This window comes from Micromonospora sp. NPDC048871, from assembly GCF_043198155.1.
GTDB lineage: Bacteria > Actinomycetota > Actinomycetes > Mycobacteriales > Micromonosporaceae > Micromonospora.
The window spans coordinates 396,682-421,845 of record NZ_JBICUM010000004.1; the positions used below are offsets into that span (position 1 = coordinate 396,682).

General features: G+C 71.7%; 20 protein-coding genes. 13 read left to right on the forward strand and 7 right to left on the reverse strand.

What is annotated here, in order from left to right:
- The first annotated feature begins 26 nt into the window (after positions 1 to 26).
- From ACGFIK_RS13245 to ACGFIK_RS13260, 4 genes are all read left to right on the forward strand, one after another.
- Entirely contained in the window at positions 27 to 1,649 is a 1,623-nt protein-coding gene (locus tag ACGFIK_RS13245; protein ID WP_327026268.1) for a bifunctional 3-(3-hydroxy-phenyl)propionate/3-hydroxycinnamic acid hydroxylase, read from the forward strand.
- A 167-nt stretch (positions 1,650 to 1,816) separates the two neighbouring features.
- Positions 1,817 to 3,697: a Xaa-Pro dipeptidyl-peptidase gene (locus ACGFIK_RS13250; RefSeq protein WP_327026269.1), complete on the forward strand. Its 1,881-nt coding sequence runs from the start codon at positions 1,817 to 1,819 to the stop codon at positions 3,695 to 3,697.
- A gap of 139 nt (positions 3,698 to 3,836) precedes the next feature.
- Complete coding sequence (locus ACGFIK_RS13255) at positions 3,837 to 4,955, forward strand: beta-eliminating lyase-related protein (RefSeq protein WP_327026270.1); 1,119 nt, start codon at positions 3,837 to 3,839, stop codon at positions 4,953 to 4,955.
- A gap of 78 nt (positions 4,956 to 5,033) precedes the next feature.
- Positions 5,034 to 5,891 carry a metallophosphoesterase family protein gene (locus tag ACGFIK_RS13260; RefSeq protein ID WP_393339365.1) on the forward strand — a complete coding sequence of 286 codons (858 nt, stop codon included), beginning with the start codon at positions 5,034 to 5,036 and terminating at the stop codon, positions 5,889 to 5,891.
- Here the strand turns inward: ACGFIK_RS13260 and ACGFIK_RS13265 are convergent.
- Positions 5,885 to 6,856, reverse strand: a complete 972-nt coding sequence (locus ACGFIK_RS13265) for a GNAT family N-acetyltransferase (protein ID WP_393339367.1) — start codon at positions 6,854 to 6,856, stop codon at positions 5,885 to 5,887. The genes ACGFIK_RS13260 and ACGFIK_RS13265 overlap by 7 nt on opposite strands.
- Before the next feature lie 123 nt (positions 6,857 to 6,979).
- Here ACGFIK_RS13265 and ACGFIK_RS13270 point away from each other — a divergent pair, with 123 nt between their 5' ends.
- From ACGFIK_RS13270 to ACGFIK_RS13280, 3 genes are read left to right on the forward strand one after another with little or no spacing between them, the layout of a single operon-like run.
- The gene (locus tag ACGFIK_RS13270) at positions 6,980 to 7,909 is read left to right on the forward strand and encodes an ATP-binding cassette domain-containing protein (RefSeq protein ID WP_393339370.1); all 930 of its coding nucleotides are present in this window, start codon (positions 6,980 to 6,982) and stop codon (positions 7,907 to 7,909) included.
- Between the two features lie 19 nt (positions 7,910 to 7,928).
- Entirely contained in the window at positions 7,929 to 8,723 is a 795-nt protein-coding gene (locus ACGFIK_RS13275) for an ABC transporter permease (protein ID WP_393339372.1), read from the forward strand.
- Entirely contained in the window at positions 8,720 to 9,286 is a 567-nt protein-coding gene (locus ACGFIK_RS13280; RefSeq protein WP_357527620.1) for a TetR/AcrR family transcriptional regulator, read from the forward strand. Before ACGFIK_RS13275 ends, ACGFIK_RS13280 begins: the two co-directional genes overlap by 4 nt.
- 33 nt (positions 9,287 to 9,319) lie before the next feature.
- Here the strand turns inward: ACGFIK_RS13280 and ACGFIK_RS13285 are convergent, their stop codons facing one another.
- The 3 genes from ACGFIK_RS13285 to ACGFIK_RS13295 all read right to left on the reverse strand — a co-directional run bounded on the left by ACGFIK_RS13285 (position 9,320) and on the right by ACGFIK_RS13295 (position 12,416).
- Positions 9,320 to 10,456: an acyl-CoA dehydrogenase family protein gene (locus ACGFIK_RS13285; RefSeq protein ID WP_393339490.1), complete on the reverse strand. Its 1,137-nt coding sequence runs from the start codon at positions 10,454 to 10,456 to the stop codon at positions 9,320 to 9,322.
- Positions 10,457 to 10,671: 215 nt separating this feature from the next.
- Positions 10,672 to 11,316 carry a response regulator transcription factor gene (locus tag ACGFIK_RS13290; RefSeq protein WP_327026277.1) on the reverse strand — a complete coding sequence of 215 codons (645 nt, stop codon included), beginning with the start codon at positions 11,314 to 11,316 and terminating at the stop codon, positions 10,672 to 10,674.
- On the reverse strand, positions 11,313 to 12,416 hold the full coding sequence (locus tag ACGFIK_RS13295; protein ID WP_393339376.1) for a sensor histidine kinase: 1,104 nt from the start codon (positions 12,414 to 12,416) through the stop codon (positions 11,313 to 11,315). Before ACGFIK_RS13295 ends, ACGFIK_RS13290 begins: the two co-directional genes overlap by 4 nt.
- A 111-nt stretch (positions 12,417 to 12,527) precedes the next feature.
- Between ACGFIK_RS13295 and ACGFIK_RS13300 the strand changes: the two genes are divergently transcribed.
- The 3 genes from ACGFIK_RS13300 to ACGFIK_RS13310 all read left to right on the forward strand — a co-directional run bounded on the left by ACGFIK_RS13300 (position 12,528) and on the right by ACGFIK_RS13310 (position 15,542).
- Complete coding sequence (locus tag ACGFIK_RS13300; protein WP_393339379.1) at positions 12,528 to 13,265, forward strand: ABC transporter ATP-binding protein; 738 nt, start codon at positions 12,528 to 12,530, stop codon at positions 13,263 to 13,265.
- Positions 13,262 to 14,029, forward strand: a complete 768-nt coding sequence (locus ACGFIK_RS13305) for an ABC transporter permease (protein WP_393339381.1) — start codon at positions 13,262 to 13,264, stop codon at positions 14,027 to 14,029. The genes ACGFIK_RS13300 and ACGFIK_RS13305 overlap by 4 nt, the downstream gene beginning before the upstream one ends.
- A 163-nt stretch (positions 14,030 to 14,192) precedes the next feature.
- The gene (locus ACGFIK_RS13310; RefSeq protein ID WP_393339383.1) at positions 14,193 to 15,542 is read left to right on the forward strand and encodes a GNAT family N-acetyltransferase; all 1,350 of its coding nucleotides are present in this window, start codon (positions 14,193 to 14,195) and stop codon (positions 15,540 to 15,542) included.
- A gap of 7 nt (positions 15,543 to 15,549) precedes the next feature.
- Here the strand turns inward: ACGFIK_RS13310 and ACGFIK_RS13315 are convergent, their stop codons facing one another.
- Positions 15,550 to 16,494: an acyltransferase domain-containing protein gene (locus ACGFIK_RS13315; protein WP_393339385.1), complete on the reverse strand. Its 945-nt coding sequence runs from the start codon at positions 16,492 to 16,494 to the stop codon at positions 15,550 to 15,552.
- 10 nt (positions 16,495 to 16,504) lie between these two features.
- Entirely contained in the window at positions 16,505 to 17,689 is a 1,185-nt protein-coding gene (locus ACGFIK_RS13320; RefSeq protein WP_393339388.1) for a PucR family transcriptional regulator, read from the reverse strand.
- 140 nt (positions 17,690 to 17,829) lie between these two features.
- Here ACGFIK_RS13320 and ACGFIK_RS13325 point away from each other — a divergent pair, with 140 nt between their 5' ends.
- From ACGFIK_RS13325 to ACGFIK_RS13335, 3 genes are all read left to right on the forward strand, one after another.
- Positions 17,830 to 20,076 carry an aminotransferase class III-fold pyridoxal phosphate-dependent enzyme gene (locus tag ACGFIK_RS13325; RefSeq protein ID WP_393339391.1) on the forward strand — a complete coding sequence of 749 codons (2,247 nt, stop codon included), beginning with the start codon at positions 17,830 to 17,832 and terminating at the stop codon, positions 20,074 to 20,076.
- A 4-nt stretch (positions 20,077 to 20,080) separates the two neighbouring features.
- Positions 20,081 to 21,676, forward strand: coding sequence for an FGGY-family carbohydrate kinase (locus tag ACGFIK_RS13330; protein WP_393339395.1), 1,596 nt, complete (start codon positions 20,081 to 20,083; stop codon positions 21,674 to 21,676).
- A gap of 239 nt (positions 21,677 to 21,915) precedes the next feature.
- On the forward strand, positions 21,916 to 23,622 hold the full coding sequence (locus ACGFIK_RS13335) for a hypothetical protein (RefSeq protein ID WP_327027139.1): 1,707 nt from the start codon (positions 21,916 to 21,918) through the stop codon (positions 23,620 to 23,622).
- A 22-nt stretch (positions 23,623 to 23,644) separates the two neighbouring features.
- Here the strand turns inward: ACGFIK_RS13335 and ACGFIK_RS13340 are convergent, their stop codons facing one another.
- Positions 23,645 to 25,123: a cation:proton antiporter gene (locus ACGFIK_RS13340; RefSeq protein ID WP_327026286.1), complete on the reverse strand. Its 1,479-nt coding sequence runs from the start codon at positions 25,121 to 25,123 to the stop codon at positions 23,645 to 23,647.
- Positions 25,124 to 25,164 lie beyond the last annotated feature (41 nt).

The window sequence follows — 25,164 nt, forward strand, 5'->3', positions numbered from 1 at the left end:
CGGGCGGTCCCGTGGGAGGAACAGTCATGAAGCCCGCTCAGCCAGCAGCCGCAGAGGTCGACGTCGTGGTGGTCGGATGCGGCCCGGTCGGGGCGTTGACCGCCAACCTGCTCGGTCTGCGCGGGGTCAGCACCCTGGTGGTGGAGCGCAGCACGACACCGCACGGTCAGCCCCGGGCCTTCTCCTGCGACGACGAGGCGCTGCGGATCTACCAGCAGGTCGGCCTGCTGGACTCCATCGGTGCCGACCTGCACCAGCCGACCCGGGCCGACTATCTCAACGCCGCCGGCCGTACCTTCGCCACCATCGACTTCTCCCAGGTCGACTTCGGCTTCGGCCACGCCCCGCTGAACTTCTTCGACCAGCCTCGGCTGGAGGGGGTACTGCGTGCCGGGCTGGACCGCTACGACCAGGTGGAACTGCGGCTGGGCACCGAACTGGTCAGCCTGTACCAGGACGACCAGCGGGTGCACCTGGTGCTGCGCGACCTGCACACCGACCAGTCGTACCCGGTGCGGGCCCGGTACGTGCTGGGCTGCGACGGTGCCCGCAGCACCACCCGGGCGGCCGTGCACATCCCCCTGGCCGGGGCCAGTTACGCCGAACCGTGGCTGGCCGTCTCCGGTGAGGTGCCGCCGGAGGGGATCCGCCGGGCGCACACCACCTTCGTCTGCGACTGGCGGCGCCCGGCCTTCGTCTCCCCCGGTGCCCGGGGTAGCTACCGGGCCGAGTTCATGCTCCGGCCGGGCGAGACCGAGGCCGAGATGACCCGACCGGATCGGATCGCCGCCCTGATCGAGCCGTATGTCGATCCGGCCCGGTTCACCGTCACCCGGGCGGTGATCTACACCTTCCACCAGCTCATCGCCCGGCGGTGGCGGGAGCGTCGGGTGTTCCTGCTGGGCGACGCCGCTCATCAGATGCCCCCCTTCCTCGGTCAGGGGCTGTGCAGCGGGCTGCGTGACGCGGCGAACCTGACCTGGAAACTCGCCCTGGTGCTGGACGGGGAGGCGGACCCGGCCCTGTTGGACAGCTACGAGACCGAGCGGCGTCCACACACCGCCGCGATGGCCGCCACCAGTGTCCGGCTGGGGCGGGTGTTCCTGGCCCGCGACCGTCGCGCGGCCTGGCTGCGGGACACCGCGCTACGGGCCGCGCAGACCCTGCCCCGGGTCCGCCGGTTCGTGCGACGTTTCGAGTTCAAGCCCCTTCCGGCGTACGACCAGGGGTTGTTCGCCGGTGGGCGGCGTTACGGGGCGGTGGGCACGATGTTCCCGCAGCCGCGGGTGGCCCTGCTCGGGTCGGGGGTCCCGGTCCTGCTGGACGAGGTGCTGGGTGCCGGTTTCGCGGTGCTGGGCACCTCTGTACCGGCCGGCGGACCGGCTCGTCCGCCGGTCCGCGCGATCGTGGTGCACCCCGGCGACGCCGCCGGCCCGGCGTCACCCGGGGCCGAGCCCGCCGATGAGCGGGTACATGTCATCGACCTCGACAACGTGATCATCCCCTGGCTACGGCGGCACCGCTGCGAGGCGGTGCTGCTGCGACCGGACCGTTTCGTCTTCGCCCTCGGCTCCACCGTGGAGGTGCTGGGCGCCCTGGCGGGGACCCTGCGAGGGTCCAGGTCGGTGGGTCAGGCGGCGGCCGCCTGACCCCCCAGGGTGGACCGAACAGACGGCATCGGCCTCCCATTCAGACTTTCGCACGTCAGGGGAGTGAGTGGGGGTGCCGCCGGCCCGGTGACCAGGTCTAGCATGTGGATCATCAACCCCCAACCCCCTTGTTGACTTCGGCCAACAGCCGAGTGAAGGGAACTTACGTGCGTCGAACCCCCCATCTAGCCCTGGTGGGCGTGGGTGTGACCGGTGCCCTGGTGCTCAGCGCCAGCCCGGTCTCCGCGAAACCCGCGCCCGCCGCCACCCCCGGCATCGTGGTAGCCGACGGCATGACCCAGCCGGTCTTCTCCTTCGCCGACGCGGTCGTCGAGCGGGTGTACGTCGAGACCCCGCTGGACACCGACAGCGACGGCCGTCGTGACCGGGTGGCGATCGACATCTCCCGTCCCCGGGAGACCGCCACCGAAGGCTTCAAGGTGCCGGTCATCTTCGAGCACAGCCCGTACCGCAAGGGCACCTGGGGCAGCGTGCCCTACCACAGCGTGCTGGTCGACGACCTGCCGCAGAACGGCCTGACCCGTCGGTCCGCCTCGCTGTCCGCCGACGTCGAGGACCAGGGCGCGGTGACCAAGCCCAACCTGCCCGGCCAGCTGGACGACTACTACGTGCCGCGCGGGTACGCGGTGGTGCTGGGCCAGAGCGTCGGCACCGGCGACTCGGACGGCTGCCCGACCAGCGGTGACCAGGCCGAGACCCTCGGCACCAAGGCGGTCATCGACTGGCTCAACGGCCGGGCCGAGGGCTACGACGCCGCCGGCGCGCCGGCCAAGGCCGACTGGAGCACCGGTGCGGTCGGCATGACCGGCGCCTCCTACAACGGCACCCTGCCCAACCAGGTCGCCACCACCGGAGTCAAGGGTCTCAAGACCATCGTCCCGGTCGCGGCGATCAGCAGCTGGTACGACTACTACCGGGCCAACGGCCTGGTCGTCGCCCCCGGCGGCTACCAGGGCGAGGACGCCGACATCCTGGCCAAGTACACCGCCGGCCGGGCCCGCTCCGAGGGCCACTGCGCCGACGAGATGGCGCAGCTGACCGAGGAGCAGGACCGGGTCACCGGCGACTACTCGAAGTTCTGGGCCGACCGGGACTACCTCGACGCCAAGAAGGTCAAGGCCAGCGTCTTCGTGGTGCACGGCCTCAACGACTGGAACGTGCGCACCGAGCAGTTCGCCGGCTGGTGGGACGAGCTGGCCGAGCACAAGGTGCCGCGCAAGATCTGGCTGCACCAGGGTGGGCACAGCTCCCCCGGCAACACCGCCGCGGTTACCCTGCCGGACGGTCAGACCTGGACCTACAAGCAGACCGAGAACCGCTGGTTCGACTTCTGGCTGTGGAACGTGCCCAACGGCATCATGAACGAGCCCACCGCGGTGGTGCAGCGTGAGAACCGGGTCAACGCCACGTACGCCAACTGGCCGGACCCGGCCACCCGGGAGGTGAAGCTCCAGCTCGGCGCCACCGACCCGACCGGCCCGGGCACCCTGACCGCCGGCAAGCGGCCCAAGGACGCCACCACCGAGCAGAGCTTCGTCGACAACGGCCGCACCCTGACGCCGAACTCGCTGGTCGCCGCCCCGGACGTGGCCAACCCCAACCGGCTGGTCTACCGCACCCCGGCGCTGACCGAGGAGGTACGGATCTCCGGGCGGGCCGAGATGCGGCTGCGGATGGCGATCGAGAACAAGCCGAACGCCAACCTGACCGCGTACCTGGTCAACTACGGCCCGGAGGGCTCGACCGCTGCACCGACCGTGGTGACCCGGGGATGGATGGACCCGCAGAACCGCAAGAGCGCCTCGCGCAGCGAGCCGCTGAAGCAGGGCAAGCTGTACGACTTCACGTGGACCCTGGAGCCGAAGGACTACGTCTTCCCGGCGGGTCACCGCATCGGTGTGGTGGTCTTCTCCACCGACCAGGCGTACACCCTGCTGCCGCTGGGCGGCACCGAGTTGCGGGTCGCACCCAAGCACAGTGAGCTGCGCCTGCCGGTGGTCGGCGGCAAGAAGGCCCTCGTCTTCTGAGCCGGTAGCCCACCACGTACGACCCACGGGTCCGCCACCGGTACTGCGGTGGCGGACCCGCTCGTTCTCGTCGGGAGCCCCGCCCGATCACATGATCTTGGCTATTGCAAATAGTTTGCAACAAGCTAGGCTGCTCGGCATGAGCCCCGAGCCCTCTCCGTCGCAGGACGCCGGCCAGCCCCAGGAGCCCGCGCCGGCCCGGGCCGTACGACGGTCCCTGTTCCTGCACTCCGCCCTGCGTCGCCGCCCGCAGGAGCTGCTGCGCGCGATGCTGTCGCAGGTCGACGCCGACACACCGCCCAACGGCCCGGACGGTCCGGTGGCCGTCCTGGAACGGCGGATCGCCTCGCTGCTCGGCAAGGAGGAGGCGCTGTTCTTCCCGTCCGGGACGATGGCGCAGCAGGTCACCCTGCGCATTCACGCCGACCGCCGGGGGCGTCGGGCGTTCGCCGCCCATCCGCAGAGCCACCTGGAGGTCTGGGAGCATCAGGGGTACGCCGTCGTGCACGGTCTGCGGTGTCACCCGGTCGGCGACCGGCACCGGCTGATGCGCCTTACCGACCTGGCCGCCCTCGGCGAACCGCTGGCGGCGGTGCTCTGGGAACTCCCGCAGCGCGACATCGGCGGGCTGCTGCCGGAGTGGGAGGACCTGGTCGCCCAGACCTCGGCGATGCGCGAACGGGGTGCGGCGATCCACCTCGACGGTGCGCGCCTGTGGGAGGCCCAGACGTACTACGCCCGGCCGTTCGCGGAGATCGCCGGATTGTTCGACACCGCGTACGTCTCGCTCTACAAGGGGCTTCAGGGCACCGGCGGGGCGGTGCTCGCCGGGCCGCGTGACCTCCTAGCGGAGGCCCGGCTCTGGCGGCGTCGGCTCGGTGGCGACGTCTACGACGCCTGGCCCATCGCGCTCGCCGCCCTGCACGGCCTGGACACCCACCTGCCCCGGCTGGCGGCATACCGCGACCATGCGGTGGCGATCGCGGCGGCCATCACGGCCGACGGGGTGGCCCGGGTGGTGCCGAACCCACCGCAGACGCCGCTGTTCCATGTGCACCTGCCGGTCGGCCCGGCCGCCGCCGAGCGGGCGGCCGAGACCCTGCTCGCCGACACCGGGGTGGAGCTGTTCGGCCGTACCCGGTCGGCGCCGGACCCCGACCGGTGCTCGTTCGAGGTGACCGTCGGGGAGAACGCCATGGAGTTCACGCCCGAGGAGGTCGTCAGCCTCCTGCATCACCTGCTCAGGCACGCCACCTGACGGTCGAGGGTCAAGTGCGCGGCACGACGGCACTTTCGAGGGCTGTCGGACGGCCGGCGGGCTGGCATGATCGGGGGGATGACCGGATCACTCTTCGCTACCAGCGACCTGCATGTCGCGTACCCGGACAACCGACGGATCGTCGACCGGATCGAGCCGGAGTCGGCGGACGACTGGCTGATCGTCGCCGGTGACGTCGGCGAACGCTTCGCGGACATCGAGGCCACCCTGCGCCTGCTGCGCAGCCGGTTCGCCCAGGTCATCTGGGCCCCCGGCAACCACGAGCTGTGGACCCACACCGCCGATCCGGTACGCCTGCGCGGCGAGCACCGGTACCGGGAGCTGGTCCGGATGTGTCGGGACATCGGGGTCCTCACCCCGGAGGACGACTACGCCGTCTGGCACGGGCCGGGCGGGCCGGTGACGATCGCGCCGCTGTTCCTGCTCTACGACTACACCTTCCGGCCGCCGGGGGCGGCCACCAAGGAGGAGGCGCTACGGCAGGCGTACGCCACCGGGGTGGTCTGCACCGACGAGATGCTGCTGCATCCGGACCCCTATCCGGACCGGGAGTCCTGGTGTCACGCCCGGGTGGCCGAGTCCGAACGTCGCCTGGCCGCCACCGACCCGGCCCTGCCGACCCTGCTGGTCAACCACTGGCCGCTGGTGCGTCAGCCCACCGAGGTGCTGTGGTACCCGGAGTTCGCCCAGTGGTGCGGGACCGTGCTCACCGCGGACTGGCATGTCCGGTTCCGGGCCGCCGCGGTGGTCTACGGTCACCTGCACATCCCCCGCACGACCCACTACGACGGGGTACGGTTCGAGGAGGTCTCGCTCGGCTATCCCCGGGAGTGGAGCAAGCGAGGACCGGCCCCCAACCCCCTGCGCCGGATCTTCGGAGCCCACCCGGACCGGCCCGGGGCCCCCGGTCAGTAGCCGATCGTGCGGTGCAGGCGCAGGAAGGTCTCCGTGAAGCCGAGCCGGGGCCAGGTGCGCGACGACAGCAGGTTGGTCACCCGCCAGTCGGTGACCACGCAGTCGAAACCGCTGTCGACCGCCCAGTTGAGGACGGCGGTGCCGAGGGCCCGACCGGCACCGGCCCCCCGGGCGGCGGGGAACACCGCGGCGAAGCCGAGGAACCCGGCGTTGTCCGGGCGGGCCGGGCCCAGGTGAGCGCTCGACTTCTCCAAGGCGCAGCCGATCGCGGAGCCGACCACCTTGCCGTCGCGGACGGCGACGAAGGTGACGTACTCCGGGTCGTCGATCTCCTCGGCCCAGTCCTCCAGGCTCTCCTCGACGGTGCCGACCTGCCCGGCCGAGAAGGTCGGGGACAGTCCCTGGTGCACCGGTAGTTCCAGGTCGAGCCGGGCCAGGTCCGGGATGTCGGCCCGGGTGGCCCGGCGCACCGACAGCCCTTCCGGCCAGGGTGCCGCCGCCGGCCTGGTGGCCGGTCGGACGGCGTGGGCGTGCTGCTGGCCGAAGCCCAGCCGGAACCAGGCCCGGACCAGATCCTCGTCATGGGCCGGTACGACGACATAGTGGGCGGTGCGGCCCTCGTCGACCCAGCGGGTCGCGGCGGCGGCGTACAGGTCGCGCATCACCTCGGGGTCGGTGCTCGCCTGCCCGGCCGCTTCGACCCAGATGTTCGGCCCCCACAGCGGCGAGGTCTTCGGGGCACCGAGCACGAAGCCGACCGGTGCCCCGGCCCGGATCGCCACCGCGCCGGAGGCTTCCGGGGTCTCAAAGGCGGCCCGCACCTCGGCGACGGCGGCCTCGGGCGTCTCAAAGCGCGCGGAGAGCAACGGCTGTGCGGCGCGGTGCCGACGGTGTCGCTGGGCCAGCAGTTCGCCGCAGGCCGTCAGGTCAGCGGCGGTCAAGGGCCGAATCTCCGCAGGGCTCATGGGGCGCCACCCTAGTGCCCGCCGGCACCCCCGGGCACCGGGTTTTCGCCCCGCACGGCGGCTCAGCGGGCCAGTGGGCGATCCCACATCCACCCCCTACCTAACGGTAGGTAGGCTGCTGGCATGACTCCGGAGCCCATCGTGCAGACCACCGATCTCACCAAGATCTACAAGACCCGCCGAGCCCTGGACGAGCTGACCCTCCGGGTCGAGCCGGGCAGCCGCTGCGTCGTCCTCGGGCACAACGGCGCGGGCAAATCGACCCTGCTGGAGATCATCGCCACCCTGCGCGTACCGACCAGCGGCTCGGTCCGGGTCGGCGGGTTCGACACCGTGACCCAGGCCCGCGAGGCGGGACGCCTGATCGGCCTGGCGCCGCAGTCGAACGCCCTGGACCCGCTGGCCACCCCGGCCGAGGTGCTCGACTTCCAGGCGGTGGCCCTGGGGTTGGGGCGGCGGCAGCGGACCCAGCGCACCCGCGACCTGCTGGACCTGTTCGACCTGGGCGAGCACCGCGCCTCCCGGGTGGCCACCCTCTCCGGCGGCACCCGCCGGAAGCTGGACCTGGCCGTGGCCCTGGTCGCCGAGCCCAGGCTGGTGATCCTGGACGAGCCCACCACCGGCCTGGACCCCCTGGCCCGGCTCGACTTCTGGGCCGAACTGACCCGGCTCAACCAGGGCGGCACCACCCTGCTCATCTCGACCCAGGACCTGCACGAGGCCGACGTCCTGGCCACCGACATCGCGGTGCTGCGCGAGGGACGGCTGGTCGCCCAGGGCACCCCGACCTCCCTCAAACAACGGGTGGGCACCCGCACCCTGACCCTGGAGTTGACCAGCGAGGCCACCGCCAAGGCCCTCGTCGCCCACTCCCGGATCGGCTTCCAAGCCGACGAGGAGCACGGCGACCGGGTACGCCTGAGCATCTCCGAGGACCCGGCCGCCCTGCGCGACGCCCTGGACGAGATCCGCGACCGCACCGGAGACCTCACCGGACTGCACCTGCGCGAACCCTCGCTGGACGACGTGTTCGTCGCCCTGGCCGCCCGCTGACCCCACCGAAAGGCATCCGATGACCCTCCCGCTGGCGGTCGCCCCGCCCCGCCGCACTCCGGCTCCGGTCGTTCTCGCCGCCGTACGGCGATCCACCCGGGCCGTGCTCCGCTCGCCCGCGCTGCTGATCTCACCGGTCGCGCAGAGCCTGTTCTTCCTGCTCGTCTACGCCGGGCAGCTCACCACGGTCGGCAGTAGCTACCTGCACGGGACGAACTTCATCGCCTTCCTGCTCCCGCTGATCCTGCTCACCGGGGTGGCCACCGGGGCGGGTGCCGCCGGCACCCTGGTCCTGCGCGACCTGACCAGCGGTTACCTGGACCGGCTGCGGCTGGCCCGCGGCAGCACGGTGCCGTTCCTGGTCGGCCCGGTCGTCGCCGCCCTGCTGGCGGTCGCCGTGCAGATGGTCGTCACGGTCCTCGGCGCGGCCCTGATCGGCTACCGTCCGCAGAGCTGGCCCGGGGTGCTGGGGGTGTTCCTGTTGCTGGCGGCCCTGGGGCTCGGGGTCGCGCTGCTGAGCACCGCGCTGGCCATCCGGTCGGTCTCGGCCTCCACCACCGGCCTGGTCACCCTCGCCGTGTTCGGGCTCTCCTTCTTCACCGGGGTCTTCGCGCCGGTGGACGACCTGGCCACCTGGATGCGGGTGATCGCGATGGTCAACCCGCTGACCTATATCGTCGAAACCGCCCGTCAGCTCGGTGGCGGCGACCCGCTGACCGCCGCCCCCGCCGGTGTGGCCGCAGTCGCCGTCCTGATCGTCGCCGGGATGGCCGCCTGTGCCCTGGCCCTGCGCACCGCTAGGAAGAACCGATGAGTCCGCAGCCTGACACCCGCGTCCAGATCATGGACGCCTTCGCCGAGCAACTGGCCGCCACCGGCTACCCGGGGATCTCCCTGGCGCAGGTGGGGCGGACCGTCGGCATCCAGAAGCCCTCCATCTACCACCACTTCCCCGGTGGCAAGGAGGACCTCTACATCGCGGTCGCCGAACGCTACATCCAGGCCGTCGGCGGGCAGGTCGCCGCCGCCCTGGCCGACCCGGGTGCGGTCGAGCAGCGGCTGCACGCCCTGGCCACCGTGGTGGCCGGGCAGAAGGGTGAGGCGATCACCTTCGAGCAGCGCATCTACGACGCCCTTCCCCTGGTCAGCGAGGCGACCCGGGACCACGTCTCGGCCCGCTACGTCGCCCTGCTGCTGGCTCCGGTCACGGAGTTCTTCACCGAGGCGCGGCAGGCGGGCCTGGTCGCCGGGGAGCCGGAGTTCCTGATGAACGCCTTCCTGCACCTGGCCCGTGCCGCCGACCTGACCGACGACACCGGCCCGGCCCGGATCGTCGCCCTCTTCCTCGACGGCGCCCGCCCCCGCAGCACCGGCTGACCCGCCCCGGGCAGGTGCCCAGGGCGGGTCGGCTCAGCGGAAGGCGGAGTGGCCGGTGAGCACCTGGCCGATGATCAACTGGTGCACCTCGGAGGTGCCCTCGTAGGTCAGCACGGATTCCAGGTTCGCGGCGTGCCGGATGACCGGATAGTCCAGGGTGATGCCGGCCGCCCCGAGGATGGTGCGGCATTCCCGGGCGATCGCGATGGCCTCCCGGACGCTGTTGAGCTTGCCGAGACTCACCTGCCGGTGGTCCAGGGTGCCGGCGTCCTTGGCCACCCCCAGGTGCATGGCCAGCAGCATGCCCTTGCCCAGTTCCAGGCTCATGTCGGCGAGCTTGAGCTGGGTGGCCTGGTACGCGGCCAGCGGCCGGTCGAAGATCTGCCGGGTGCGGGCGTACTCGATGGTGGCCTGAAGGCAGTCCTGGGCCGAGCCGAGGGCCCCGAAGACGATGCCGAACCGGGCCTCGTTGAGGCAGGACAGCGGCCCGGACAACCCGGCCGCCTCCGGCAGCATGGCCTCGGCGGGCAGCCGGACCCCGTCCAGGACGAGTTCGGAGGTGACCGAGGCGCGCAGGGACTGCTTGCGGGTGATCTCCGGTGCGGTGAAGCCGGGGGTGCCGGCGGGCACCAGGAACCCCCGTACCCCCTCGTCGGTGCGGGCCCACACCACGGCCACGTCCGCGATCGACCCGTTGGTGATCCACATCTTGGTGCCGTCGAGCACCCAGTCGCCGCCGTCCCGGCGGGCCCGGGTGCGCATGCCGGAGGGGTCCGAGCCGAAGTCCGGCTCGGTCAGCCCGAAGCAGCCGATCGCCTCACCGGCGGCCATCCGGGGCAGCCACTGCTGCTTCTGCTCCTCCGACCCGAACCGCCAGATCGCGTACATGGCCAGGGAACCCTGCACGGAGACCAGGGAGCGCAACCCGGAGTCGCCGGCCTCCAACTCGTAGCAGGCCAGCCCGTAGGCGGTGGCGGAGGTGCCGGCGCAGCCGTACCCGGTCAGGTGCATCCCCAGCACGCCGAGTTCACCGAGTTCCCGGGCCAGTTCCCGGGCCGGCAACTGACCGTCCTCGTACCAGGTGGCGATGTGCGGCCGGACCCGCCGGTCGACGAAGGCCCGCACGGCGGCCTGGAGGTGCCGGGTGTCCTCGTCGATGAGGGAGTCGATCCCGAAGTAGTCGAGGGTGGACGCGGGTACGGTCAGGGTCACGGGCGGTTTCCTTCCGGCGCGGTTCAGGTGCGCGATCACCCCACGGCCAGGCCGTGGCGTCGAGCGCGTCGAGGGTCCCCGCCACCCGGTGCGCGGTGGCCAGGCCCTGAGGATGGTCTAGCAGGGTCCCGGCAGGTCCGCAGGCTCGGGGTACGGGACATCGACGCCCCGGGTCAGTCCAGGATGCCCTCGTGCAGGGCACGCAGCACCGCGTTCGTCCGGTCCCGGGCGCCCAGCTTGGTCAGGATCGTGGAGACGTGGTTCTTGACGGTGCCCTCGGCCAGGAACAGCGCACCGGCGATCTCGCGGTTGTTGTAGCCCTGGGCCACCAGCCGCAGCACCTGCCCCTCCCGCTCGGTCAGGCGGACCACCATGGGCGCCTCCGGGCCGGCCGGGGAGGGACCGGAGCGGATCGCCCGCAGCATCCGGTCGGTGATCGAGGGGGCGATGAGGGTGCCGCCCCCGGCCAGGGTGCGGATCGCCCGGGTGAGCTGCGCCAAGGTCACATCCTTGAGCAGGTAGCCGCGGGCCCCCGCCCGCAGGGCGGCCAGCACCAGGGCGTCGTCGTTGAAGGTGGTCAGCACCAGCACCGGGATGTCGATGCCGGCGGCCTGCAACTGCTCGATGGTCCAGATGCCGTCGAAGCGGGGCATCCGCAGATCCAGCAGGATCACATCGGGTGCGGTGCGCTCGATCACCGCCAGGGCCTCCCGACCGTCGGCCGCCTCACCGACGACATCGACCTGGGCGACCTCCAGCAGCCCCCGGATGCCCTGCCGGATCAGGGTCTGGTCGTCGACGACCACCACCCGGATCATGAGGTCGGCATCCGCGCGGTCACCCGGAACCCGGCCGAGCCCTCCACCGCCAGGTCGCCGCCGAGGGCCTCGAACCGTTCCCGCAGGCCACGCAGCCCGTTGCCGAACCCCGGATCACCCGCACCCCGCCCGTCGTCGCGCGCGTCGAGCACGATCACACCGTCGTCACCGGTGATCGAGATCCGCAGTTCGCGCGCCTCGGCATGCCGGATCGTGTTGGTGATGATCTCCTGGGCGGCGCGGACGAGGACGGCCCCCCGTTCCTCGTCCACCCACACCTGCGGCGACACCTCGATCGACACCTCCAGGCCGGGCAGGTCCCGCGCCATCCGCCGGAGGGCCTCTTCGAGGTCGACCGCCTCCGCTCTGAGTTGCCCGACCGTGGTGCGGACGTCGCCGAGCAGGTCCCGGGCCACCCGGTCGGCCCGCTCCACGTGCTGTTGGACCGCGGGGCCGTCCAGGTGTCGGGCGGTCTCCAACTCCAGGGTCAGCACGGTCAACTGGTGACCGATCAGGTCGTGCAACTCCCGGGAGATCCGCAGCCGTTCCGCCGTCCGGGCGGACTCCTCCAACCGCAACCCGGCGGCCTTCAACTCCACATGGGCCGCGGCGAGTTCCCGGCGCATCCGCTGTTCCCGCAGCAGGGTCATCGAACTCAGCAGCGAGGCCAACTGGATCAGCACGTAGAAGCCCACTATCAGGCCCAGCTCCCCCGGCGTACGGGTGGTCGGCACCGCGACAAGGATGATCACCCCCGTGTTGAGGGCTACCACGACCAGCCCGACCGGCAGCGGAACCAGGTAGACGCTCATCGCGGCGGTGAGGACCAGCAGCACCGGCAGCAGCCCCACCTGGTGGATGGTGAGCACCAGCGCCCAGGCGGCTACCACGGCCACCCCGTACGCCAGGTGTCCCACCCGGCGCTGCTCGGAGGCGGCCGGTGCGGTCAGTAGCGCCGCCAGCAGCAGCACGAACAGGGCGATCCACCAACCCCGCCCGATCCGCAGTTCGGCGCCGCCGAACAGACCGGGGGTGGCGACGGCCACCGCTACCACGAGCATCGCGAGACCGGACCACTCCTCGGTGCCGACACGTCGCATGTGGCCACCCTAGATGGGTTTCGCCCCGATAACCGGTGCCGGAAGTCATGGTCGGGGGTCATGACTTCCGGTACGGGAATCGACCATGGTTGTGCTCGTAGCGTGGCGGACATGACCAGTTCCGAGCCGGCGGTCCTCGCCGAAGACCTAGCCAAGCGGTACGGCCGCGTCCAGGCGGTGACCGAGGTCAGCCTGCGCATCGAGCACGGTGAGACGATGGGCCTGTGCGGCACCAACGGCGCGGGCAAGACGACGACCGTCGAGATGATCGCCGGGCTCCGGGTCCCCGACCGGGGGCGGGTACGGGTCCTGGGCCTGGATCCCCGCCGTGACCGGGCCCGGCTGCGGCAGGTGCTCGGCGTCCAACTCCAGGACGCCTACCTGCATCATGCGCTGCGGGTCAGCGAACTGGTCGAGCTGTACCGCAGCTTCTACCCCGATCCCCGTCCCACGGACGAACTGCTGGACCTGGTCGACCTGACCCGGCAACGCCGGACCATCTTCGAGAAGCTCTCCGGCGGGCAGAAACAGCGGCTCTCGATCGCCCTGGCGCTGGTCGGGCGGCCCCGGGTGGCCATCCTCGACGAGCTGACCACCGGCCTGGACCCGACCGCCCGGCGCCGCATGTGGGGCACCATCGAGCGGCTCAGGTCCGATCAGGTCACCCTCCTGCTGGTCAGCCACGCGATGGAGGAGGTCGAACGGCTCTGCGACCGGGTAGCCGTCCTGGACGCCGGCCGGGTCATCGCCGTGGACACCCCCGCCGGTCTGCGCAGTCGGGCCGGCACCGACACCCTGGACGAAGCCTTCGTCGCGTTGACCGGCAAGAACCTGGAGGAGGCGGCATGACGACCGCTGCCCTGCCCCATCGCCCCGGGGCGCGCGCCCTGCTGGTCCTCGTCGGATGTGAGGCCAGGATGGTCGTACGGGACACCCCCGGGCTGGTCGTCCCGCTGGGCCTGCCGCTGCTGATCCTGCTGACCAGCGCCGGTCCGGCGAGCGGCCAGGTCGTGGCCGACGGGCGTACGGCCTTGGAGGTGTTCGTCCTCCCGCTGGTGGTCACCATGGTCGTCGCGATGATCGGCATCATCAACATGCCGAGTTTCCTGGCCTACTACCGACGCTCGGGCATCCTGCGGCGGCTGGCGGTCACCCCGGTCTCGCCCGCGCTGGTGCTGGCCGCCCAGACGATCGTCAGCGTCGCACAGACCCTCACCGGCATCACGGTCGCCGCCGGGGTGGCGCTGGCGGCCTTCGGTGCCCGGCCACCGGCCGACCTGGCGGTGGCCCTCGGGGTGCTGGCACTCACGATGGCCGCGATGTACGCCCTCGGCATGATGGTCGCCGCGGTCGCCCCGACCCCCAACTCGGCCGTGGCCATCGGCCTGGTCACCTTCTTCCTCATCGGCGCCCTGGGCGGCATGTTCGGCGGCCGGGACAATCTGCCCGAACCGCTGGCCGAACTCGGCGCCTGGCTGCCCTTCGGTGCCGCCGTGGACGCGCTCTCCGCCGCCTGGGCCGGCTCGACGATCGACGCGGCACCCCTGCTCGGTCTCGGCGCCACGGTACTCCTCGGCACCCTGGTAGCCGCCCTGCTGTTCCGCTGGGAATGACGGGCTTGGGCAGCCCTCTCAATCCGGGATCGAGTGGCTTACCCGTTGACGTGAGCCACTCGATCCCAGATCGAGCACGATCATGGGCAGGGCTGCTGCGGAGGGTGCACAATCGTGCGGTGGCCTCCGCCTGGACGGCTGATCGGGGAGGCGAGATCCACCGATGGAGATCAGGGAGATCGCACCGGGCAGGGACGAAGCCCTGGTCCGGGGACTGCTGAGCATCCAGCAGGCGGCGTACGCGGTGGAGGCGGCGCTCATCGGCGACGACCGGATCCCGCCACTGCACGAGACCCTCGACGCGCTGCGCTCCGCACCCCTGAGGTGGCTCGGCGCCTTCCAGCAGGAAGCCCTGATCGGGGCGATCGGCTGGTCGGAGGAGGACTCCCTGGTGGACATCGACCGGCTGCTGGTCGATCCGGCGGCCCATCGGCGAGGAGCCGGCCGGGGGTTGGTGGCGGCCGTTCTGGTGATCGCGGGTCACCGTCGAGTCGTCGTCGCCACGGGCCGGGACAACCGCCCCGCCCGGCGGCTGTACGAGGGTCTGGGGTTCGTGCGGACCGACGAGTTGGAGGCCATCCCCGGTCTCTGGATCACCCGGTACGCCCATGCGAGGCCAGGATCAGCGACCTCCGACCGGGTCGAGCGGGCCGGGCGGACGGCGGGTTGGGACGAGGAGCTGGCGCCAGGGCAGCGGGTACTGCTGCGGCGGTGGCTGCCGGGGGCGACCCTGGTGCGGGAGCACAGCTGGGGCCTGGTGGCGACCAGGGTGGTCGAGGTTTCCTGGGCGGGGTCCCGGTTCATCGTCAAGGCCGGTGGTGCCGAGGACCGCCACATCGCCCGGGAACTGCACGCCCACCGCACCTGGTTGCGGCCCTGGACCGACCGGGGCCGGGCACCCACCCTGGTGCACGGCAGCATCCAGGAGAAGATCCTCGTCACCCGCTACCTGCCCGGTGACCTGGTGCTCGGCACCGCCCACGCCGAGCAGCCCGACACCTACCGGCAGGCGGGCGAGTTGCTGGCCCTGCTGCACGCCCAGACCTCGGTCCTCAACGACGACTACGAGCGGCGGGAGAACGAGCGGTCACTGGCCTGGCTGGGCCGACCACACCGGATTCCCGCGAGCACCGTCGCGCGGCTGCGGGCCGAGATCGCCGACTGGCCCACCCCGCCCGCCATCCTGGTGCCCACCCACGGGGACTGGCAGCCCCGCAACTGGCTGATTCACCACGGAGTCGTCAGCATCATCGACTTCGGCCGGGCCGCACTGCGTCCCGCCCTCACGGACTTCGCCCGGCTGGCCGTGCAGGAGTTCCGTCGGGATCCGCGCCTGGAAGCGGCCTTCCTCGACGGGTACGGTGCCGATCCTCGGGAGCCGGGCGCCTGGCACCGCACCCTGGTCCGGAACGCGATCGGCACCGCGGCCTGGGCCCACCAGGTGGGCGACGAGGCGTTCGAGGCCCAAGGCCATCGGATGCTGGCCGAGGTGCTGACCGCCGGACCGGCGTAGGGGTGTTCTAGAAGGGGAACCGGCCGCGCCGCCACTGCCAGTGGCGGCCGGCGGCCAGGTGGTCGATGACGGCGCGTTGCAGCACGGTACGGCGCGGCAACCGCTCCAGTGGGGTGGTCAGGGTCCGGAACACGAACCGCAGCACCTCCACATCGGGGTCCAGCCCCTCGGGCTGCTCGTAGGGTTCCAGCTCGAACCGGCGCTGGAACCGGACGATGTTGGAGTCCGCCGGCAGGTACTCCGCCAGTTGGGGATCCAGCAGCCAGGAGCCGCAGGCGAACTCGGTGTAGTGCTCCTCGGGGAAGTGGCGCGGGAAGAACTCCCGGGCCTGATCGAGGGAGTCCGCCACGGCCTGCGGGGTCATCGGCCCCGAGTCCGGGATGTGCAGGTCCAGGGTGGCGCCGCCCCGGTGGTGCTGCAACCGTCCCAGCTCGTACACGGCACCCCGCACATGCAGGGTCAACCAGCTCTGCATGACCGGCCAACCCTCGCCGTTCATCCGCCGGTCGATGGCCAGGTTCCGGCCCAGGTCGGCCAAGGCGGTCCAGGAGACGGGCTCGGGGATGCCGTGGTCACGGTGGTATCCCATGGCTACCTCGACCAGGGCCAGGTACGCGTACACGTAGAGGTGCCGCCAGGCGGGGCCTCGGTCCCGGGGCAACTCCGGGCCGGGCGGCAGCCAACCGTGGCCGCCCAGGTCGGCGCGAACCAGGGCGATCGAGCGGTCCAGCAGCCAGCGCAGCTCCGGGGTCCACTGTGGGGAGTCCGGGTCGGGCCAGGCCGCCATGATCTCGGCGGCGTCCTCCGGGGGTACCGCCAGGCGGTCGAGGATCGCGGGGGCTGCGGATCTGGCGGGCAGGGGAGCCGAGGGCAGGTCGGCGGCGAGCCGGTGCACCCGCTCGACCTCCTCGACGGGCACCCCTAAGCGGGCGGCGATGTCGGCGGCCTCCATGCGGCAGACCCTACCGACCTGCGTGGTGTCGTGGGGGGCCGAACAGGCCGGCCAGCACCACCAGCAGTTCCAGCCGGACGGTCGGGTCGTCGAGGTCGCCGCCATACCGGTCGCGCAGGCGTTTCAGCCGGTAGCTGACGGTCTGCGGGTGGACGAACAGTTCGGCGGAGACCTCCGCCCGGGCCCCCCAGTGCCGCAGCCAGGAATGCAGGGTGACCAGCAGGTTGTCCCGCTGCGCCGGACGCAGGTCGTGCAGCGGGGCCAGTCTGCGTTCGGTGAGCACGGCCAGGGCGCCGGGTTCCCCGCGCAGGGTCAACGACACCAGGTGGTCGTCGACGAAGACCGGTCCAGCGTCAGGCTCGACAAGCCCGGCGGCCTGTTCGGCCAGGCGTACCGCCGCGGGGACCTGCGGCCAGGCCAGGGCCGGGCCGACCACCGCCCACCGGCCGGCCAACGCCGCGCTCAGGGCGGCCCGGGTCGTCCGGGGCCCGGCGCTCAGCACCAGCACGGCGTCCCGGCCGCGCTCCACGACCAGGCCGTCCGCGCCGAACCGGAACCGGGCGTCGCGGGCCTGCTCCAGCGGCAGCAGTACGGGCACCACGGTGTGCAGTTCCGGCCAGCCGATCCGGGCGGCGGCGGCCTGCACGGCGTTGGCCATGCCGTCGCCGCGCAGCAGCAGTTCGGCCAGGTGCCGCCGCCGGTCCTCGCCGGCCTGCTCGCGCACCTGCAGGGCGTACCCGTCGGTGCTGGCGGCGGCCAGTTCGGCGACATAGGCGCTGACGGCGTCGGAGAGATCGATCAGTTCCTCGGTGTCCACCGGGCGGAGCCGGGCCAGGGACTGCGAGGCGGTCCGCAGCAGCACCCGGGCCGCCATCCGCAGCGCGGCCAGCAGCGCCTCCGGGCCCCGGTCCTCGCGGGCCTCGGCGGCGCCCAGGGCGACGAAGACCTCCCGGATGCGGGGTGGTAGCGCGGGTTCGTCCGTGCCGACCAGGTCCAGGAAGCGGTCCAGGGCCACCTGGACGGCCGTGTGCACGTCCCGGCGGAACTTCTCGTCCGTGACGGTGGCGAAGGCGGGGGTGGCCTCGGTGACCGCCACCGCCACGGCGGGCACGGTGGCCGGCAGGTGCGGGCGCATGGCGGTGGCCAGGTCGGTGGGCAGTCGCCGCCAGGGGGTGGCGGACAGGGGCGCGCTCACCCGGCAGATTTTGTCACCTGAGGACAATCTGCGGCCGGGTTCTCGCTGCCGTACGGACGGTGCCCCGGCCCGCCGGGGCGGGCGAGGATGGAGCCGCCGCGCACCCGGCGACGGCCAGGAGTCGACGGAGGAGAAGGGCCGTGCAGCATCGCCTGTCCCGTCAGCATGTGGTCGACATGTGCCGCACCATGCTCGACCGTGGCTACCTCAAGGCCACCGAGGGCAACGTGTCCGTGCGGGTGCCCGGTCACCGGTTGTACGCGGTGACCCCGAGCAACTACGACTACGACCGGATGCGGGTCGAGGACATCTGCATCGTCGACTTCGACGGCCGGCATGTGCCGGACGACTCCGGGGTGGAACTCAAGCCCTCCATCGAGTGCGGGATGCACGCCAACATCTACCGGGAACGCCCGGACGTCAACGCGATCGTGCACACCCATCAGCCGTACGCCTCGGCCCTGGCCTTTCTGCGCAAGCCGATCCCGGCGCTCACCGACGAGCAGGTGCGGTTCCTCGGCCGGGAGGTGGCGATCATCGACTACGCCCCCTCGGGTACCTCCTTCCTGGCCCGCAACGTGCAGAAGAAGGTGGCCAGCGGGGACAACGCCTTCATCATCGCCAACCACGGGGTGGTGGCGGTGGGCACCGACCCGGACCGGGCGGTGTTCAACATGGCCCTGCTGGAGAAGGTCTGCATCGCCTACCTGCTGGCATTGACCAGCGAGGCGGGTCGGGTCTTCACCATCCCCACCGCGATCCGGGAGATCGCCTTCGGCAAGTTGCGTGCCGACGAGAAGCGCATCGCCGCCCAGATCACCGAGGCGGTGGAGCCGCTGCGGGTACCGGCCGACGAGCCGCTGCCCAGCGCCGACGCGGTCGCCGCGGAAACCACGGCGGAGGCGGTCGACCCGGAGGCGAGCGGGGCCGAGTCCGCCCGGCTGGGGTACGCGATCAGCACCTACCCGGACGTCGAGGACGTGATGCGGCGGCTGAAGGCCCTGACCGCCCAGCCGATCCGGGGGCTGCGGCACGACGCGCTGCTCGACGTGCTGAACTACTTCGACACCAAGTGTCGGGCCAGCAAGGAGATCACCGACCGGGCCAAACGGCGCATCCCCGGCGGGGTGCAGCACAACCTGGCCTTCAACTACCCCTTCCCGCTGGCCATCGAGAAGGCCGAGGGGGCGTACCTGGTCGACCGGGACGGCAACACCTACATCGACTTCCTGCAGGCCGGTGGGCCGACCATCCTGGGCAGCAACTACCGCCCGGTCAACGAGCGGGTGGCCGAGGTGGTCCGCGAGTGCGGCCCGGTGACCGGCCTGTTCCACGAGTACGAACTCAAACTCGCCGAGATCATCCACCGGTACATGCCGCACATCCAGATGTACCGCGCCCTGGGCTCCGGCACGGAGGCGGTGATGGCGGCGGTCCGCGGCGCGCGGGCCTTCACCGGCAAGAAGATGGTGATCAAGGTCGGTGGGGCGTACCACGGCTGGTCGGACACCATGGTCTACGGGCTGCGGGTGCCTGGCACGTACCGGATGAACGCCAAGGGCATCCCCTTCGGGGCCACCGCCCGCACCCGGGAGGCCTTCCCGCACGACCTGGGGCAGCTCAGACGCAAGCTGATCGAGAACCGGCTGCGCGGCGGCACGGCGGCCGTGGTGGTCGAGCCGGTGGGCCCGGAGTCCGGCACCCGGCCCGCGCCCCGGGACTTCAACGCGCAGGTCCGCCAGTTGTGTGACGAGTTCGGCGCGTTGCTGATCTTCGACGAGGTGGTCACCGGGTTCCGGCTGGGTCTGGGCGGGGCGGCCGGCTACTTCGGGGTCACCCCGGATCTGACCGTGCTGGGCAAGGCGGTCTCCGGGGGCTACCCGATGGCCGGTGGGGTGGGTGGTCGCGCGGAGGTGATGGCGGTCTTCGGTTCCGGCCTGGACGGTAAGAGCGGGGCGCACATCCAGGTCGGCGGGACCCTGTCGGCCAACCCGCTGTCCTGCGCGGCCGGCTACTTCGCCATCGAGGAGATGGCCCGGACAGGAGCCCCGGTCATCGCCGGGCGGGCCGGTGACCGGCTGACCCGGGGACTGCAACGGCTGATCGACTCGTACGGGCTGCCGTATGTCGCGTACAACCAGGGTTCGATCGTGCACCTGGAGTGCAGCGGGGTGATGCTGCTGGACATGCGGCACCCGGTGAAGCTGCTCAAGGAGAACAAGGCCCGCAAGCGGCTGATGGAGCAGATGGGGGCGGCGTACACCGCGCACGGCATCATCACCCTGGCCGGTTCCCGGATGTACACCTCGATGGCGGACACGGACGCGGTCATCGATGACGCCCTGACCCGCTTCGATCAGGTCTTCGCCCTCGTCGAGGGGGTCTGAGCCGGTGGCCGCCACCGCCCCTCAGGTGTTCGCGGTCGACCTGGGCACCTCGGCGTTGAAGGCCGCCCTGGTCGCCGCCGACGGCACCGTCACCGGCTGGGCCGAGCGGTCCCTGCCGCTGCGGGTGCTGCCCGGGGGCGGCGCCGAACAGGATCCGGCGACCTGGTGGGCCGCGCTCGGGGCGGTCGCCGCCGACCTGGGTCGGGCCCATCCCGACCAGATGCGGGCGGTGACCACGGTCTGTGCCTCCACCCAGGGTGAGGGCACCATCGCGGTGGACTCCGCCGGGGAACCCCTGACCCCGTGCATCTCCTGGCTGGACATGCGGGGGGCACCCCACCTGCGTCGACAGTTCGGCGGCTTCCCCGCGTACCAGGGGATGTCCGTGCGCCGCATCGCGCGGTGGCTGCGGCTCACCGGGGGGATGCCCTCCCCCACCGGCAAGGACCCCGCGGCCCACATGCTGTTCGTCCGCGACGAACTGCCCCAGGTGTACGCCCGCACCGCCGCCTTCCTCAACGTGCTGGACTGGATCAACCTGAAGCTCACCGGTCGGACGGTGGCCACTGTCGACTCGATCCTCACCTCCTGGGTGACCGACAACCGCCGCCCCGGCGAGGTCCGGTACTCCCCTGCCCTGGTAGCCGACTGCGGCATCGACGCCGGCAAGTTGCCGCCGATCGTGGCCTGCACCCAGGTGCTGGGCCCGCTGACCCCGGCCGCCGCCGCACACCTGGGGCTGCCCGAGTCGGTCCAGGTGGTGGCCGGGGCGATCGACACCACCGCAGCGGCGATCGGGGCCGGCACCACCGGCGACCGGCAGGCCCACCTCTACCTGGGCACCTCCTCCTGGATCGCCGCGCATGTGCCCGCCAAGAAGACCGACGTGGCGGCCGGCATCGCCTCGGTGCCCTGCGCGATCGGGGACCGCTACCTGATGACCGCCCTGCAGGCCACCGCCGGGGCCAACCTGACCTGGCTGCGGGACAAGGTCGTCGAGTACGACGATCCCCTGCTCGGCGCCGGTCACCTCAGCCGGGACGGGGGCACCATCTTCGACGCCTTCGACCTGATCATCCCCCGGGTGCCGCCGGGGGCCAACGGGGTGCTCTACACCCCCTGGCTGTACGGCGAGCGGGCCCCGGTCGACGACGCGAACCTGCGCGCCGGTTTCCTCAACATCTCCCTGGACACCAACCGCTCCGACCTGCTGCGGGCGGTCTTCGAGGGGGTGGCCCTCAACACCCGCTGGCTCACCGGGGCGGTCGACCGGTTCCTGGGCATCCCGGTCACCTCGTTGGCGATCACCGGCGGCGGGGCCCTGTCGGACTCCTGGTGTCAGATCTTCGCCGACGTGCTGGGGGTGGAGATCCGCCGGGACGCCGGACCGCTGGCGGTGAACGCCCGGGGGGCGGGATGGATCGGTGCGGTCGGCACCGGTCGGCTCGACTTCGGCGACATCCCCGACCTGATGCGTACGGATCGGGTCTTCACCCCGATCCCGCAGCACCGGGCCACCTACGACGAGATCTTCGCGGTCTACCGGGACCTGCACAAGCGGCTGGCCCCGGTGTACCGCCGGTTGCACCGGCCCCGCTGAGGCGTCTCCCATCGGTTGGGACGCAGGGCTCCGGTCGGCGGTCCCGGAAGTTCCAGAACTCATCGATGATGGCGCTTCTCTGCCAACGATGCGAGGCTGGTACGCCGACATCGGCACCGACAGGAGGGTACGTGGAGACGACACGGCGAGAGCTGCCCGAAACCTCTTCCGTCGAGGGCCGGGAACCCGAGGTTGACCGGCCCGAATCGCCGGCCGAGTCGACCGGTGGGGCCGGGCGGCTGGCGGCGGCCGCACGGACGGCCTCGCGCCTGCTGCGCCACGAGTGGACCCTGGCCTCGGTGGCCGGTCTGCTGTTGGCCGTCGTCCTCACCTGGCCGACCCTGAAGAATCCGTGGACCACCATCCCGGGCGACCTGGCGGATCCCACATTGCAGACCTGGCAGGTCGCCTGGGCCGGGCACGCCCTGCTCACCGACCCGCTGGCGATCTGGCACGCCAACGCCTTGTGGCCGGCCACCTACAGCTACGTCTACACGGACACCCTGCTCGGGTACGCCCCCGCCGGTCTGTTCGGCAGCGGGGTCGAGGCTGCGGTGTTCCGCTACAACCTGCTGTTCGTCTTCGCCTACGCGCTGGCCTTCGTCGGGGCGTACGCCCTGGTCCGCCAGTTGGGTGGGGTGCGCACGGCGGCGGCCGTCGCCGGCATCGCCTGGGCCTTCGCGCCGTGGCGGATGGCCCACAGCGGCCACCTGAACATCCTCTCCACCGGCGGCATCGCCCTCTGCCTGGCCATGCTGGCCCGCGGCCACGGCTGGTCCCTGCGCGAGGGTCACCGGCCGCATCTGCACCGCCCCGGCTGGATCGTGGCCGGTTGGCTGGTGGCCGCCTGGCAGGTGAGCCTAGGTCTGGCGATCGGCCTGCCCCTGATCTACATCCTGGCCGCCGCCGGGGTGGTGGTGGCGGTGGGGCTGGGGTGGTCCCGGTGGCGTGGCGGTCGGTGGGTGCTGGGCCGCCGGGTGGTGGTGGCCAACCTGGTCGGCGGCGCCCTCTTCGGGGCGGTGTGCATCTGGCTGGGGACCACCTACCTGCGGGTGGTGGAGCTGTACCCGCAGGCCCGCCGCGATCTGTCCTGGACGGAGATGTTCTCCCCGCCACTGCGGGGATACCTGGTCGCCCCGGCGGACTCCTGGCTGTGGGGCGACTACTTCGAGACCGCCCGCAGCCAGCTGTCCTGGCCCCCGGAGATGACCCTGCTGCCCGGCGTCACCTTGATCATGCTGGGGGTGGCCGGGCTCAGCTACTCGGCGTTCCGCCTGCGCTACCGCCTCATGCTGGGGCTGGGGGTGCTGGTCAGCGGCGCCCTGGGGCTGGGCAGCAACCTCGCCGGAGGCGGCGATCCGGGTTACATGACCCTGTCGCGGCTGCTTCCCGGCTGGGACGCGCTGCGCACCCCGGGTCGGCTGATGGTCTGGACCAGCCTGCTGCTGGCCGTGCTGGCCGCCGGTGCGATCACGGAGTTCGTGCGGCAACTGCCCGACACGGGGTGGCAGCGGGTGGCCGGGCGGATCGTGCTGGTGGTGCCGCTGGTGCTGGTGCTGGCCGAGGGCGTCAACCGCACCCCCCACCCGGAGGTGCCGCCCGCGCCCACGGCGATCAGCGCGGCCCCCGAACCCCTGCTGGTCCTCCCCGGCGAGGGCATCTCCGAATTCCACGTCATGCTCTGGTCCACCGAGGGGTTCCCCCGGGTCGCCAACGGGTTCGCCAACTTCGTACCCCCCAGCCAGCAGGACATCCGCACGATGAGCATGTCCTTCCCCGACCCGGGCAGCATCGCCTTCCTCCGGCAGGCCGGCATCCGGTCCGTGGTCGTCCTGCCGGATCGGCTGGCCGGCACCCCCTGGGACGGGGTGACCTTCCGACCGGTAGAGGGTCTGGGCATCACCCGGGAGGAGATCGACGGGGCGGTGCTGTACCGCCTGGACTGAGCCGGCCTCTGCGGCCCGGGAGCTACTCCCGGGTCGCGCCCATCGGCGCGCGGACCAGGGCACCGTCGAGGTAGCAGTAGCGCCAGTCCTCGCCGGGCGCCAGGGACCGGATCAGGGGGTGGCCGGTCTGCCGGTGGTGCTCCTCGGCGTGGCTGTTCACCGAGTCGCTGCAACAACCCAACGCGCCGCAGGTCAGGCACATCCGCAGCTGCACCCAGTCGTCGCCGGACGCCACGCACTGCGGGCAGGCCTCGGCGTCGGACTCGGTGATGTTGATCCGGTCCAGGTGGGTGCAGGCGGTGCTCATGGTCTCCTCCCGCACGTACCGCCAGTTGCCGCGCAGCAGCCGGTCGGGGATGACCCGCGCCAGGTAGCGCGAGTTGGCCGCGAGCAGCGGGCTGGTCACGGCCAGCACCAGCACGTACAGGGCGATGAAGGGGCCCAGGCGGGAATCCAGCCCGGCGGCCAGCGCCAGGGTGGCCAGGATCAGGGAGAACTCGCCGCGCCCCAGCACGGTAAGGCCCACATTGGCCGTGCCCCGCTGGTTGAGCCCGAACAACCGCCCGGCGATCAGACCGGCCAGCACGTTGGTGGCCAGGGTCAGCAGGACCGCCAGCAGCACCGGTACGGCCACCGAACCGATCGCGCCGACGTTGATGCTGAGCCCGAACGCCACGAAGAACACCGCCGCGAAGACGTCGCGCAGCGGCAGGACCAGCCGTTCCACCCGCTCCCGGATCGGGGTACGGGACACCACCAGGCCGATCATCAGGGCGCCGATCGCGTCGGAGACACCGATCTCGGCCGAGATGCCGGCCACCAGCACCACCAGCCCGACCATCAGGATGGCCAGCAGTTCGTCCTCGTTGCTGTCGATGATCCTGCCGACCAGTCGGGCGCCGTACCGGGCGACCGCGAAGAGCACCACCAGGTACGCGAAGCTGAGCCCGATGCGCAGGGCCAGTTCCCCGGCCGATCCGGCCCCGGACAGCAGCGGCGACAGCAGCGCCAGGTACAGGGCCAGGAACAGGTCCTCGATCACGATGATGCCGAGGATGACCGGGGTTTCCGCGTTGGCCAGCCGACGCAGCTCGATGAGCAGCTTGGTGGCGATGGCCGAGGAGGAGATGCCCAGGGCCCCGGCTATCACGAACGCCTCGTAGCCGCCCCAGCCCAGGGCCAACCCGAAGATCAGCCCGGCCCCGATGTTCAGGCCGATGTATGCCCCGGCCGCCACGAACAGCCGTCTGCCGCTGCCGAGCACCTGTTCGACCGGGAACTCGACCCCCAGGTGGAACAGCAGCAGGACCAGCCCCAGCGAGGCGAGCAGGCCCAGATCCTCGGGATGGGAGACCAGCACCGGGCCCGGAGTGCCCGGCCCCAGCAGGATGCCGGCGAGCATGAAGAACGGCACCGTGGGCAGGTTGATCCGCCGCCCGAAGCGGGCCAGCAGGCCCGCGATCAGCACCAGGGCACCGAAACCCACAAGATCAGCGTGCACGGCGGAGACTCCTGAGGTGGACGCGAGGGGGTCGTCTGCGG